Source organism: Nocardioides sp. LHG3406-4 (assembly GCF_049897745.1).
Taxonomy (GTDB): Bacteria; Actinomycetota; Actinomycetes; order Propionibacteriales; family Nocardioidaceae; genus Nocardioides.
Map to the genome: position 1 here is coordinate 226,311 of NZ_JAFCWV010000004.1, position 13,740 is coordinate 240,050.

General features: G+C 72.1%; 12 protein-coding genes. 8 read left to right on the forward strand and 4 right to left on the reverse strand.

What is annotated here, in order from left to right:
• Positions 1–9 precede the first annotated feature (9 nt).
• Positions 10–966: an agmatinase gene (gene speB, locus ACP7BP_RS15290; RefSeq protein WP_426245777.1), complete on the forward strand. Its 957-nt coding sequence runs from the start codon at positions 10–12 to the stop codon at positions 964–966.
• Positions 967–988: 22 nt separating this feature from the next.
• On the opposite strand, the gene ACP7BP_RS15295 is transcribed toward speB, so the two are convergent.
• Positions 989–2,227, reverse strand: a complete 1,239-nt coding sequence (locus tag ACP7BP_RS15295; protein ID WP_426245778.1) for an MFS transporter — start codon at positions 2,225–2,227, stop codon at positions 989–991.
• Between the two features lie 193 nt (positions 2,228–2,420).
• Here ACP7BP_RS15295 and ACP7BP_RS15300 point away from each other — a divergent pair, with 193 nt between their 5' ends.
• The 3 genes from ACP7BP_RS15300 to ACP7BP_RS15310 are packed head-to-tail and all read left to right on the forward strand — an operon-like array spanning position 2,421 to position 4,945.
• On the forward strand, positions 2,421–2,756 hold the full coding sequence (locus tag ACP7BP_RS15300; RefSeq protein WP_426245780.1) for a sterol carrier family protein: 336 nt from the start codon (positions 2,421–2,423) through the stop codon (positions 2,754–2,756).
• Positions 2,757–2,766: 10 nt separating this feature from the next.
• Complete coding sequence (locus ACP7BP_RS15305; protein WP_426245781.1) at positions 2,767–3,549, forward strand: GNAT family N-acetyltransferase; 783 nt, start codon at positions 2,767–2,769, stop codon at positions 3,547–3,549.
• A 46-nt stretch (positions 3,550–3,595) separates the two neighbouring features.
• Positions 3,596–4,945 carry a dipeptidase gene (locus tag ACP7BP_RS15310; protein ID WP_426245783.1) on the forward strand — a complete coding sequence of 450 codons (1,350 nt, stop codon included), beginning with the start codon at positions 3,596–3,598 and terminating at the stop codon, positions 4,943–4,945.
• Between the two features lie 2 nt (positions 4,946–4,947).
• Here the strand turns inward: ACP7BP_RS15310 and ACP7BP_RS15315 are convergent, their stop codons facing one another.
• Positions 4,948–6,708, reverse strand: a complete 1,761-nt coding sequence (locus ACP7BP_RS15315) for a sensor histidine kinase (RefSeq protein ID WP_426245784.1) — start codon at positions 6,706–6,708, stop codon at positions 4,948–4,950.
• Positions 6,709–6,944: 236 nt separating this feature from the next.
• Here ACP7BP_RS15315 and purF point away from each other — a divergent pair, with 236 nt between their 5' ends.
• The 3 genes from purF (at position 6,945) to ACP7BP_RS15330 (ending at position 9,915) form a co-directional block, all read left to right on the forward strand.
• Complete coding sequence (purF, locus tag ACP7BP_RS15320; RefSeq protein ID WP_426245786.1) at positions 6,945–8,486, forward strand: amidophosphoribosyltransferase; 1,542 nt, start codon at positions 6,945–6,947, stop codon at positions 8,484–8,486.
• Positions 8,487–8,497: 11 nt separating this feature from the next.
• On the forward strand, positions 8,498–9,559 hold the full coding sequence (purM, locus tag ACP7BP_RS15325) for a phosphoribosylformylglycinamidine cyclo-ligase (RefSeq protein WP_426245788.1): 1,062 nt from the start codon (positions 8,498–8,500) through the stop codon (positions 9,557–9,559).
• Between the two features lie 167 nt (positions 9,560–9,726).
• Positions 9,727–9,915: a DUF3073 domain-containing protein gene (locus tag ACP7BP_RS15330; RefSeq protein WP_426245789.1), complete on the forward strand. Its 189-nt coding sequence runs from the start codon at positions 9,727–9,729 to the stop codon at positions 9,913–9,915.
• A gap of 57 nt (positions 9,916–9,972) precedes the next feature.
• On the opposite strand, the gene ACP7BP_RS15335 is transcribed toward ACP7BP_RS15330, so the two are convergent.
• Both ACP7BP_RS15335 and ACP7BP_RS15340 read right to left on the reverse strand, forming a co-directional pair.
• Entirely contained in the window at positions 9,973–11,058 is a 1,086-nt protein-coding gene (locus ACP7BP_RS15335; RefSeq protein WP_426245791.1) for a Glu/Leu/Phe/Val family dehydrogenase, read from the reverse strand.
• Positions 11,059–11,101: 43 nt separating this feature from the next.
• Positions 11,102–12,469 carry a hypothetical protein gene (locus ACP7BP_RS15340; RefSeq protein WP_426245792.1) on the reverse strand — a complete coding sequence of 456 codons (1,368 nt, stop codon included), beginning with the start codon at positions 12,467–12,469 and terminating at the stop codon, positions 11,102–11,104.
• 200 nt (positions 12,470–12,669) lie between these two features.
• Here ACP7BP_RS15340 and pstC point away from each other — a divergent pair, with 200 nt between their 5' ends.
• A complete protein-coding gene (gene pstC, locus ACP7BP_RS15345; protein ID WP_426245793.1) occupies positions 12,670–13,677 on the forward strand; it encodes a phosphate ABC transporter permease subunit PstC in 1,008 nt (335 codons plus the stop codon).
• The last annotated feature ends 63 nt before the right edge of the window (positions 13,678–13,740 follow it).

Here is a 13,740-nt window from a genome sequence, read left to right on the forward strand (position 1 = left end):
GCCATCCTCGTGGACCCCGCATTGATCATCGGACCTGTCGACGGCACCCGGGTGCCCCGCTTCGCGGGTGCCCCGACGTTCGCCCGGCTGCCCCGCGTCGACGAGGTGAGCGACTTCGACGTCGCCATCCTCGGCGCCCCGTTCGACGGCGGTGTGTCCTTCCGTCCCGGCGCGAGGTTCGGCCCGGCGGCGGTGCGCCAGGCGTCGCGGCACCTCCGGCCGGCGTACCACCCGGACCACGAGGTGGCGCCCTTCCGGGTGCTGCAGGCCGTGGACGCCGGCGACGTCCCGTGCAACCCCTTCGACATCGACGAGGCGCTGCGGCAGATCGCCGACCACGCGTCCGAGCTGGTCAGCGACCGCCGTCGCCTGGTGACGATCGGCGGGGACCACACGGTGGCCCTCTCCGCCCTGCGGGCCGCGGCTCGGCACCACGGCCCCATGGCCGTGGTCCACTTCGATGCCCACCTCGACACCTGGGACTCCTACTTCGGCGCCGACCGGACGCACGGCACCGTCTTCCGGCGCGCTGCCGAGGAGGGGCTGCTGCTCCCCGACGCCTCGACGCACGTGGGCATCCGCGGCCCGCTGTACGACGCCCAGGACCTGGTCGACGACGCGCGCTTCGGGTTCTCGGTGGTCCGCGCCGGCGACTTCGACCGGCTCGGGGTCGCCGAGATCGTCGGCCGGGTCCGCGAACGAGCAGGCGACGCGCCGATCTACCTCTCGGTCGACATCGACGTCCTGGACCCCGCGGCCGCGCCCGGGACCGGCACGCCGGAGGTCGGCGGCTTCAGCTCCCGAGAGCTGCTCGCACTGCTGCGCGCGCTGCCGGGGGAGCAGATCGTGGCGGCGGACGTCGTCGAGGTCAGTCCTCCCTACGACCACGCCGAGATCACGTCGCTGGCCGCCGCCACGGTGATCTACGACGTCATCTCATCGATGGCCCGGCACCAGTCCGCGTGAGCCGCGGGCGCGCCGACCACGCCTAGACGACGAGGGCCCGCTCGCGCCACTCGCTGGGCCTGGGCACGCAGCGGACCGACTTGCTGGCCGTGAGGTAGGCCGCGAGCACGATGGTGGCGGCGAGCAGGATCGCGACCGCCCACGGCCCGCCGTAGCGGTGCAGCAGCCCGGCGCCCAGGATCGGCGCCAGCGGCATCAGCGCGACCGCGAGGAACTGGGCGCTGGCCGAGACCCGCCCCTGGAGCCGGTCGGGCGTCTGCGCCAGCCGGTAGGCGCCGATGCCGGCGTTGCCGATCGGGTTGAGGAAGAGGAAGAAGAACGAGCAGACGCCCACGACGAGGGGGCTGGCCCACCACACCATCGGCACGAGCGGCAGCGCCAGGCCCCACGAGACCCCGACGGTCAGGCGCCCGGTGGCCACCCGGTCGATGACGTACGGCGCCACGAGCGCGCCGAGGATCCCGCCGATGCCCGCCGCCGTCTCGACCAGGCCGATGTGGGCGGGGTGGAAGCCGCCCTGGATCATCCGCAGGAGGACGACGAACAGCAGCGCGTTGGTGACCAGGTTGACCAGCGACGCCCAGGACATGAGGACCCGGAAGAACGGCCTCGCCAGGATGAAGCGGACGCCCTCGCCGATGTCGGCCAGCACCCGGGTGTGGCTGGTGCGCGGGGGAGCGGACAGATCGGTGCGGATCCGGGTCAGGGTCAGGCAGGAGACCGCGAAGGTCATCGCGTCGAAGGCGAACGGCAGCCACCGGGTGAGCGCGAAGAGCGCGCCGCCGAGCGGGCCGCCGACGAGCGAGGCGACGTGGCGGCGGGCCTGGTTCTGGCTGAGTGCGGTCGGCAGGTGGCCGGTCGGGACCACCGAGCGGATGGCGGAGATCTGCGCCGGCCCGAAGACACCCGATGCGGCCCCGGTGAGCAGGCCCACCACCGCCAGGTGCGGGATCGTCAGTCGGTCGAGCACCCCGGCCACGACCAGCGACGAGTAGAGGACGGCTCCCGAGCCGCTCGCCACGAGCATCAGCGTCCTGCGGTTGAGCCGGTCGGCCAGCGCGCCGGCCGGGAGCAGCACCACCGCGGTGCCGAGCAGGTGCGCCGCCTCGACCCAGGCGGCGACCAGCACCGATCCCGACAGGGCGTAGGCGATCAGCGGGAACACGAAGATGGACACGCGACTGCCCAGCTGGTTGATCGTCTCGCCGACCCACAGGACCGTGAAGTCACGGTTGATGGCGAGGCTGCGGAAGCCGGGCATGCTGCTATCGCACCGCCCGCAGCCGGGCAGGGGTCGAGGCAGGCCGCGAGGGCGGCCAGGGGTGACCGGAGCCGGTCATGGGGCCTCCCGAGACGCCCGATACTGGAGTCGTGAGTGAAACACCAACCAACCCAGCGGGCAAGCCCCGCCTGCTGACCTGTGGACCGCGTCCGTCGCGAAGGGGCGTGCGCTGATGCCGCCCCGGCTGCGCATCCTCGACCGGGCCGCGCTCCAGGCGGCCCTCGACGCGCACGACGTGCGCGCGCTGACCAAGCACTTCATGGCGGTCCTGGCCGAGCGAGCCCCCGGCCGCTCCGTCGAGGTCCGGGTGCCGCCGTACGCCGCGGTGCAGGTCGTCGCGGGCATCCGGCACACCCGCGGCACCCCGCCGGCCGTGGTCGAGATGGACGCCGAGACCTGGCTGGGGCTGGCGACCGGGGAGCTGACCTGGGCGGCGGCCGAGGCGTCCGGGCGGGTCCGGGCCAGCGGCCAGCGGGCCGACCTCACGGCGTACCTGCCCCTTGCGTGAGGATGGGCGCATGCAGCTGCGCTCCCTCGCCTTCCGAACCGACCTGCGCCTCCTCGAGCTGACCGGGAGCGAGATCGACGACCGGGGCACCCACCTGGTGGTCCGCACCCCGGCCAATCCGACCTACCACTGGGGCAACTTCCTGCTCCTGGCCGAGCCGCCACACCCCGGCGGGGCACGTGAGGTGATGGCCGCCTTCGACAGCGAGTTCCCACGGGCGCGGCACCGGGCGATCGGCATCGACGGAACGCAGCCCCACGACCTCGAGGAGTTCGTCGCCGCCGGGATGACCGCTGACGTCGGCGTGGCCATGACCTCCACCTCCGTCGTCGAGCCGGCGCGTCGGGCCGACGACGCGACCTACCGCCCGCTGGAGTCCGCCGACGACTGGGAGCAGCGCGTCGCCATCACCGTCGCCAACAACCGCGCGGACGACGTCGACGGCCACCTGGAGTTCGCACGCGGCAAGGTCGCCCAGGAGCAGGCGCTGACCGAGCAGGGGTACGGCGCCCGCTGGGGCGCGTTCGAGGGCGACCGGCTGGTGTCGACGGCCGGGCTCTTCCGCACCGACGACACGACCGCCAGGTTCCAGTCGGTCGAGACGCACCCCGAGGCCCGGCGCCGCGGTTTCGCCGGGACCCTAGTGCACCGGCTGGCCACGCACGGTCTCGGCGACCTCGGGATCACCACGCTGGTCATGGTGGCCGACCCCGAGGCCGAGGCGATCCGCATCTACCGTGCCCTCGGCTTCGAGGTCACCGAGCACGTGACGGAGCTGTCCCAGGTCGACTGACCCAGGTCCCGCCGGTCCGTAGCAGGGCCGTACTAGGTTTGCCCCCATGCCGTTGAGCGACAGTGACCTGCGAGCCCGTGTCCGGTCCGTGCTGCCCGGGATCCGCAAGGACCTGGAGGACCTGGTCCGCATCCAGTCGGTGAGCGCCGACCCGGCCCGGGCCGGTGAGGTGCAGCGCAGTGCCGAGGCGGTCAGGGCGCTCTTCGAGGCAGAGGGCTTCGACGCCGCGATCACCAGCGCCGAAGGCGGCGGCCCGGCCGTCATCGCCCGCAAGAACGGCCCGGAGGGTGCGCCGACGGTGCTCCTCTACGCCCACCACGACGTCCAGCCCGAGAACGACCACGCCGACTGGGACTCCCCGCCGTGGGAGCCGACCGAGCGAGACGGCCGCCTGTTCGCCCGCGGCGCCGCCGACGACAAGGCCGGGATCGCCGCCCACCTCGCGGCCGCCCGGATCTTCGGCGACGACCTGCCGGTCAACGTCGTCATGTTCATCGAGGGCGAGGAGGAGGTCGGCTCCGAGACGCTGGTGCCGCTGCTGCGCCAGCACCACGACGAGCTCGCGGCCGACGTCATCGTCATTGCCGACTCCGGCAACTGGGACATCGGTGTCCCGGCTCTCACCACCAGCCTGCGCGGACTCGTGCGCGTGGACATCGAGGTCCGCACGCTCACCCATGCCGTGCACTCCGGCATGTGGGGAGGGCTCGTGCCCGACGCCCTGATCGCCCTGTCCCGGTTGATCGCCAGCCTCCACGACGACCGCGGCAACGTGGCCGTGGCGGGCCTGGGGTCCGGCCCGGCCGCCGACGTGGACTACCCCGAGGAGCGGCTGCGCGCCGAGTCGGGCGCCGTGCCGGGCCTCGAGTGGATCGGCGACGGCAGCGCGGTGGAACGCCTGTGGACCCGGCCGGCGCTGTCGATCACCGGCCTCGACGCGCCCAAGGTCGAGGGTGCCAGCAACACGCTCGTGCCGTCGGCCCGGGCCAGGATCAGCATGCGCGTCGCGCCCGGCGACACCACCGACAATGCCCTCGCCTGCCTGAGGAAGCACCTCGAGAGCCACCTGCCGTGGGGCGCCGAGCTCGCCTTCGCCGTCGTCGACACGGGAGAGGCGACCGCCATCGACGCGGAGGGACCGGCGTACGACGCGGCCCGGGCGGCGTTCACCACGGCCTGGGACGGCACCGAGCCGATCGACATGGGCGTCGGCGGCTCGATCCCGTTCATCGCGGAGTTCCTCCGGGCGTTCCCGAAGGCCAGCGTGCTCGTGACGGGCGTCGAGGACCCCGACACGCGCGCCCACGGCGCCAACGAGGGTCTCCACCTGGCGGAGTTCGAGCGGGTGATCCTCGCCGAGGCCCTGCTCCTGCAGAACCTGGCGAACGGAGCCTGAGCTCAGACCGCGACCGTGGCGGCCGGCAGGGTGACCCGGAACGTCGTGCCCTTGCCCAGGGCGCTCTCCACCGCGATGCGTCCGCCGTGGCGCGTGACGATGCGCCGCACGATGGTCAGTCCGAGCCCGGTGCCGGGCAGGGCCACCGCCTCGGGGTTGGTGGAGCGGAAGAACTCGTCGAAGATCCGCTCCTGGTCGCGAGGTGAGATGCCCAGGCCCTCGTCGGCGACCGTGAGGACGATGTCGCGGCCGCGCCGGTCGAGACAGACGGTGACGGCGCGTCCCTCGGGGGTGTACTTGACGGCATTGCCGATCAAGTTGCTGCACACCTGGTCGAGGTCGCCGGAGTCGCCGAGGGCGACGACGGGCTTGGTGGGCGGGTCGTAGCTGATCATCAGGCGCTTGCGGCTGGCGGTCAGCGAGACCAGGTCCAGGGCGTCGTCGACCAGCCGGCCCATTTCCACGGGCACCGCGATCAGCGGGTTGTTGGGGTCGCCGACCTTGGCCAGCGTGAGCATGTCCTCGATGACGCGCTCCATGCGCATCGCGCCGCGCTCGATCGAGCTGACGGACCGCTGGGCCCTCACGGGCACGTCGGCGGTGGCCTCCAGCATCTCGACGTGACCGAGGATGGCGGTGAGCGGATTCTTCAGCTCGTGGGCGACCGTCGCGATCAGCTGGCTCTTGTAGGTGTCGAGCTCGCGCAGCTCGGAGACGAGCTGCTGCTCGCGCTCGAAGTTTCGCGCGTTGAGCAGGGCCCGGCCCAGGTCGTGGGCGATGTCGAGGGCCGTGGACGTCTCGACCGGGGTCCACTCCACATCGGGGCCGCTGCGGGTGAGCACCAGGTTGCCCAGGCACTCCGGGCCGGCACCGAGCGGCACGAACAGGAGGGAGGAGACGGCGAGCGTGTCGAGGAACTCGAAGATGAGCTTCTCCTGCTCGGTCGTGATGATCGCGGGGGTCGGGCGCTCACGGCCGATGATCGTGACCTCCTGCACCCGCCAGAGCAGCTCCGCGGCCGACCGGCCGATGCGGACCAGCTCGGCGGGGAGCTCCACGTCGGTGCCGGCGTTGGAGTAGGTCGCGGTGCGGCCCTCTCCGTCCTCGTCGAAGGTCTGGATCCACATGCCGATCACGCCCAGCCCCTGGGTGATCGCCGACTGGGAGACCTCCATGATCCGGTCGACCTTCAGCTCGGAGCTGACGTCGCGCACGATATGGCGGGCCGCGGTCGCGAGCCGCACCTGCTCCTCGAGACGACGGCGGGCGACCTCGGTGAGCACGGCGCGGCCGGCCTGGGCGGCGTACTTGTTGAGCACCGCCCGCTTGGCCTCGTCGGGTCGCTTCCCGTCGTCGGGCACGTCCATCGAGAGCGTGCCGAGCATCCGGCCGCTGTCGTCGTAGAGCGGGGCCAGGAGCAGGTCCATCGGATCCCACGAGTCGGGGCCGTCTCCGACCTCCATGTCGGGTACCCAGGAGGAGAGCTCCTCCTCGTCGGAGAGGCGCTCGGCCGGGACGAAGCGCAGCATGCCCCACTCGTCGGCGCGCTCGATCTCCATCAGGATGGACTCGACGCTCTGGCGTGACCCCATGAGCTGCTCGCGAGCCTCGTCGTTGCCGGCGACGGCCACCGTCTCGAGCCGGCCGTCGTCCTCGCGCAGGACGTTGATGACGGCCACGCCGAAGCCGACGAGGTCGACGACCCCCTCGGCGATCAGCTGGAGGGCGTCGTGAACCACCGGCACGCGTCGGCCGTCGCTCATGTGTCCCCCAAAGTGTGCCCAGTGGAATGTGACCCCCATGGCAGGGGCCCCTATCACGCGAACCCATGCCCACCCCAAACTCCGGCGTAGTCTAGGCGCTGCCGGGGGTCGGCCGATGCGTTATCCACAGAACTTTCCTCGTCAGAGGACTTCGGACCAGGACTGGCGGGGTCGCCGCAGGTGTCCGGTCGGCGGGCCCGATGCCGGCGCGGCGCGGGTGCGCCTAGACTCGGAGGGTGCCGCAGTCGAGCAGACGCCAGGGCGGTGACGGCCGCCTCACCGATGCCGTCGATCCACACGACCAGGGACCCCAGGACGCCTGCGGGGTCTTCGGCGTCTGGGCCCCCGGCGAGGACGTCGCCAACCTCACCTACTTCGGCCTCTACGCCCTCCAGCACCGCGGCCAGGAGTCGGCGGGCATCGCGGTGAGCAACGGCCGCCAGATCCTGGTCTACAAGGACATGGGCCTGGTCTCGCAGGTGTTCGACGAGTCGACGCTGGCGTCGCTGAAGGGCCATGTCGCCATCGGCCACGCCAGGTACTCCACGACCGGTGCCTCCACCTGGCACAACGCCCAGCCGACGTTCCACCCGACGCCGGGCGGATCGATCGCGCTCGCCCACAACGGCAACCTGATCAACACTGCCGAGCTGGCCGAGATGGCCGAGATGGCGTCGTACGACGACGAGCTGGACCTGCACGTCAGGATGGGCGCGGCTCCCACCAACGACACCGCGATCGTCACCGCGCTGCTGGCCCGCCACCCCGACACGTCGCTCGAGGAGCGGGCCGTCGAGGTGCTGACCCAGGTCACCGGCGCCTTCTCCTTCGTCTGGATGAACGAGGACACGCTCTTCGCCGCCCGCGACCCGCAGGGCGTGCGTCCCCTCGTCCTGGGTCGGCTCGAGCGCGGCTGGGTGGTCGCCAGCGAGGACGCGGCCCTGGCCACCATCGGCGCCAGCGTCGTGCGGGAGGTCGAGCCCGGCGAGATGCTTGTCATCAACGAGAACGGCCTGGTCTCCCGGCGCTTCGCCGAGGCCGACCCGAAGGGCTGCGTCTTCGAGTACGTCTACCTCGCCCGGCCCGACGCCAAGATCAGTGGGCGCAGCGTCCACGAGGCGCGGGTCGAGATGGGCCGCCAGCTGGCCCGCGAGTTCCCGGTCGACGCCGACATGGTGATGCCGGTGCCGGAGTCGGGCACCCCCGCCGCCACCGGGTACGCCGAGGAGAGCGGCATCCCGTTCGGGCTCGGCTTCGTCAAGAACTCCTACGTCGGCCGAACCTTCATCCAGCCCAGCCAGACGCTGCGCCAGCTCGGCATCCGGCTGAAGCTCAACGCGCTCGAGCACATGATCCGTGGCAAGCGCCTGGTCGTCGTCGACGACTCGATCGTCCGTGGCAACACCCAGCGCGCCCAGGTCAGGATGCTGCGCGAGGCGGGCGCCGCCGAGGTGCACGTGCGCATCTCGTCGCCTCCGGTGAAGTGGCCGTGCTTCTACGGCATCGACTTCGCCACCCGCGCCGAGCTGATCGCCAACGGCCTCGCGATCGAGGAGATCCGGTCCAGCATCGGCGCCGACTCGCTCGGCTACATCTCCCTGGAGGGGATGGTCGAGGCGACCGGCCAGCCCAGCGACCGGCTGTGCAAGGCCTGCTTCACCGGCGACTACCCGATCCCGCTGCCCGACGAGTCCCGCCTCGGCAAGCACCTCCTCGAGACGTCGGTGACCGACTCGCAGCTGTCCGGCAAGGACCTGCCCGTGCTCAACAACCCGTGACTGGAGCATCCGTGAGCGAGTCCGCCTACGCCGCAGCCGGCGTCTCGATCGAGGCCGCCGACACCGCGATCGAGCTGATGAAGGGCTGGGTCGAGAAGGCACGCCGTCCCGAGATGATCGGTGGCCTCGGCGGCTTCGCAGGCCTCTTCGACGCCTCGGCCCTGACCCGCTACACGCACCCGCTGCTCGCCACCTCCACCGACGGCGTCGGCACCAAGGTCGCCATCGCCCAGGCCATGGACCAGCACGACACCATCGGCTTCGACCTGGTGGGCATGGTCGTCGACGACCTCGTGGTCTGTGGCGCCGAGCCGCTCTTCATGACCGACTACATCGCCACCGGCCGAGTGGTCCCCGAGCGCATCGCCGCCATCGTCAAGGGCATCGCCGAGGCGTGCGTCGTCGCCGGCTGCGCCCTGATCGGCGGCGAGACCGCCGAGCACCCGGGCCTGCTCGGGCCCGACGAGTACGACGTCGCCGGCGCGGCCACCGGCGTCGTCGAGGCCGACCGGCTCCTCGGCCCGGCCCGCGTGCGCCCGGGAGACGTCGTGCTCGCCATGGAGTCGAGCGGCCTGCACTCCAACGGCTTCTCCCTCGTCCGGCACGTGCTGCTCGAGAAGGCCGGCTGGGCGCTCGACCGGGAGGTGCCCGAGCTCGGCCGCGCGCTGGGCGACGAGCTGCTCGTGCCCACGCGCATCTACGCCAAGGCCTGCCTCGAGCTGGCCGACAGGACCGCCACGCACGCGATGTCGCACGTCACCGGCGGCGGCCTCGCCGCCAACCTCGAGCGGGTGCTGCCGGTGGAGCTGACGGCCACCGTCGACCGGGGGACCTGGAGGCCGCAGCCGATCTTCGACGTGGTGGCCCGGACGGGCGGGGTCTCGCGCGCCGACCTCGAGGCCACGCTCAACTGCGGCGTCGGCATGGTCGCCCTGCTCGCCCCCGACGACGTCGACACCGCCATCGAGGTGCTGGCCGGCCACGGCATCTCGGCCTGGGCCGCAGGAGAGGTCAGCGGCGCCTCCGACGACACCGCGGGCCGCGTCGTACTCACCGGCGACCACCCCGGCTGAGCGGTCAGCGACGTTCGCTCCTGGCGAAATCCGGCATCCGGACGGCGAAACGACTGCCTGGGTGTGCGGGAACACCCAGGCAACAGGTAGCGTTGCCCCCACGAGAAATCTTTGAGACAGCCCGGGAGCCATCGTTGCCCCGGCCGACTTGCGAGGGGGCTGACCCTATGGGGCGCGGCCGAGCTAAAGCCAAGCAGACGAAGGTCGCACGCGACCTGAAGTACCGCACTCACGAGACGGACTTCGGGGCGCTCGCCAGTGAGCTGCACGGTGGTGACAGTGGCAAGAAGGACGACCCGGTCGATCCTGAGCTCCTCGAGAAGTGGTCCGACGTCATCGAGCCCTCGCGCGACTGATCTCGCACGGCTGGTCTGACGGCTCCACCGGCTCGTCCGGTGCAGCCGTCTGACTCGTCAGCCGAGCCAGATGCCCCGCAGGCGACCGACGTCGCGCATGCGGCGCTCGGCAAGCCGGTCGGCCGCGATGGCCGGCGGCACGCTGTCTGTGCGAGCGAGTTCGAAGACCGCCCGCGTGGTGTCGAAGATGCCCGTGGCGCGCTGTTCGGCGCGCTCAAAGGAGAAGCCCTCGAGCTCGTCGGCGACCTGGATCACGCCGCCGGAGTTCACGCAGTAGTCGGGCGCGTAGAGGATGCCGCGGTCCTCGAGCGCCTTCTCGATGCCGGAGTGCGCCAGCTGGTTGTTGGCGGCGCCGCACACGATCTTCGCGCTCAGCACGTCGACGACCTCGTCGCTCAGCGCCCCACCCATGGCGCACGGCGCGTAGACGTCGAGCTGGCCGGCGACCAGCTCCTCGGTCGAGGAGACGGTCCTGACCTGCGGGAACTCGTCGCGCACCCGCTCGAGCGTGGGCTGGTGCACGTCGGTGGCGACCACCGTGGCGCCGTCCTCGACGAGGTGCCGCACGAGGTGCCGGCCGACCTTGCCGACGCCGGCGACGCCGACGGTGCGCCCGCCGAGGGTGGGCTCGCCCCACACCTCCTGCGCGGCCGCGCGCATGCCCTGGAACACGCCGTACGCCGTGAGCACGGAGCTGTCGCCCGCGCCGCCGTGGGCGACGGTGCGACCGGTGACGAAGGAGCACTCGCGCGCGATGTGGTCCATGTCCTCGCTGTAGGTGCCGACGTCGCAGGCGGTGTAGTAGCGGCCGCCCAGTGACTGGACGAAGCGGCCGTAGGCGCGCAGCAGCGCCTCGGACTTCAGGCGGGCGGGGTCGCCGATGATGACGGCCTTGCCGCCGCCGAGGTCCAGACCGGCCAGCGCGTTCTTGTAGGACATGCTGCGCGAGAGGTTGAGGACGTCGGTGACCGCGTCGGCGGTCGACGAGTAGGGGTAGAAGCGGGTGCCGCCGAGGGCGGGACCGAGCGCGGTGGAGTGGATGGCGACGATCGCCTTGAGCCCGGTGGCCGGGTCATTGGCGAAGACGACCTGCTCGTGCTCGCCGGCCTGCTCGAACACATCTCCGGACGCGGTGCTGGACATGCGGGCCTCTCTCTGGGTGTCGGCCACGGGGATGGTGTGGCGTTCAGGTAGAGCCACGGGGTGGTGTGGCGCTCCTCACGATCGTATCGGCGTCCCGCCGGCGCTCGCGCATCACCACCAGGTCTCCGTGGGTGCCGTACCCCGGGAGCGGGCCGCCGGTGCGCCGCGCGTCGAACGTCGCCATCAGCCAGCCGCCGTCTGTGTGCACGAGGCTCGGCCACGGGATGTTGGTGGGGTACGGCGCCCGCAGCGCGCCGACCTCGGTGAGGTCCAGGTCGAACACCGGGAACCGCTCGCGCTGCCCGCGTCGCCCGTCGCGTCCGTCGCTGGCCAGGACCCGCCACTGCTCGTCGGGCAGCCGCAGGAGCGTCACGCCCTCCGTCGCGCGGCGGTCCGTCGCCGCGGCCCGGAGGGTGAGGTCGTCGAGGGTGGGTCCCACCGCCAGCGCCGGGTGGAAGCGGAAGAACTTGCGCGCCGACGCGAAGCCGACGTGCCACAGGTCGCCGATGCGCACCAGGTGCGGGTCCCACTGGCCGCGCGAGCGCAGCCCGTCGAGGGGCAGCGCCATCGCCGTCGTGTCCAGCACGTGCCGACCGGTGGTGAGATCCGCACCGGTGCGGGCGAGCGTGATCCCGACGGCGGGCCGGCGGCGGTCGAAGTCGCCCCAGGTGCTCGTGGCCACCAGCCACCCGTCGTCGTCGCGCACCAGGTGCGTCGCGTGGTCGCCGTACACCCCGGTGCCGGTGGGGCGGCGGAAGAAGAGGTCCGAGCGGTGCTCGAGGGCCAAGGTGACCGGGTCGAGACGCCAGAGGCCGGTGTGGGCCGTGTCGAAGAAGCCCGGGCCCGCGTGTGTCGCCGTGAGCCACACCCAGCCGTCCGGTGAGTACGGCGACCCGTCGGCGTGCGAGACGAGGCGGGTGTCGCGTAGGCCGAGCTGGCCGAAGTCGCCGTGCTCGCCCCCGCCGCCGTCGTACTCCACGGTCAGCGAGGCCAGCCACTCCTCGTCCCGGGTGTCGACGAGGTCGAGCAGCCCGACCCGGCCGCGCACCACCCAGTCGCGGCCGTCGCGCGCCCACACCGTGAGGTGGACGCCGGTGAGGGTGAGGGCGATCGCCTCGGGAGCCGAGGGGAGCGAGCCCATCCGGCGGCTGCGGTGCGTGCTCCCGGCACCCGCCGCCGTGCGCACGCTCAGCCCGATCGCGCCGTCGGCGTAGCCGCCGGCGAGGCGCACGCCGTCGGCGCCCACGAGCGCGATCTCCCCGAACCCCGCATCCAGGGTCAGCGTGGCGGCGAGGTAGGGCGCGACGGCTCCGAGCCGGTGCGGTCCCGGGCCGGTGGCCGATCGTCGCGAGGCAGGGGAGACCAGGTCGATCGGGCGCAGCCGAGCCACGATCTCCAAGGGGGGCAGCACCCGCGCATCCTCTCAGCCGACTCATGCGCTGGGCGGCCGGCAGGGCCGGGTCGGGCCGCGCCGGAGGAGTTCTCCGAGCGAATGCGAGGTGTTGGCCCGTCGTTCACCTGACGACGACCGGCCGTTCCTGCGGGCTCCAGACACTGTGCTCGCTCCACCCCAGCAGCCACCTCGGGCCGTCCTTCGAAGGCAACACCCTCGTGACCTTGATCCCCGCCGTGCGTCCCGATGTGGACACCCGGCCGCGCAAGATCTCCCGTGCGACCACGGGTGCCGACCGGCTCTTCGAGCACGGAGCCCGCCTCGTCGGGGCGACCGTGCTCCTCGTGACCGGCGGCATCGGCGCCTTCCTTGCGTGGCAGGCGGTGCCGACCCTGAAGCGGTACGGCTGGAGCTTCTTCACCGAGACCGCCTGGCAGCCCGAGGCCGACGTCCTGGGCATCGGCGCCGTACTCGTCGGCACCGCCTCGGTCGCTGCGGTCGCGATGGTCATCGCCTTCCCGCTCGCCCTGCTCACGGCCCTCTACATCAGCGAGTACGCCCCCGCGTCGATCAAGTCGACGCTGGTGTCGATGGTCGACCTGATGGCCGCGGTGCCCTCGATCATCTACGGGATGTGGGGCTACTTCCTGGTGATGCCCCACGCGGCGGCGTTCGCCCTGTGGCTGCACCGGAACCTCGGGTGGATCCCCGTCTTCGACGTGGACGCCGATCCGAACGCCGCCGTGTGGGACCAGTCCCGCTACATCGGCAGCGCCTTCTGCGCCGGGATCGCCGTCGCGATGATGGTGCTCCCGATGTCTTGCGCCGTGATGCGGCAGGTCTTCTCGCAGACCCCGCCCGGCGAGAAGGAGGCGGCGCTCGCCCTGGGCTCCACGCGCTGGGGCATGGTGCGCACCGTCGTGATCCCCTTCGGTCGCGGCGGCATCATCGGCGGCACGATGCTCGGCCTGGGCCGCGCACTCGGCGAGACCATCGCCGTGCTCCTGATCATCTCGCCGGACTTCGTCATCAAGCCCCGCGTCCTCGAGGTCGGCACGTCGACCGTGAGCGCGCTGATCGCGGGCCGGTTCGGCGACGCGAGCGCCGCCCAGCTCTCCGCCCTGCTGGCCGCGGGGTTCGTGCTCTTCGTCATCACCCTGCTCGTCAACACCGTGGCCGCGCTGATCGTCAACCGCAGTCGCTCCGGTGCCGGGACCGACGCATGAACACCCCACGACGTTCTTCGCCTCCCCCGCTCCGCTCCTCCGTCCAACAGCGTCGCGAGGACC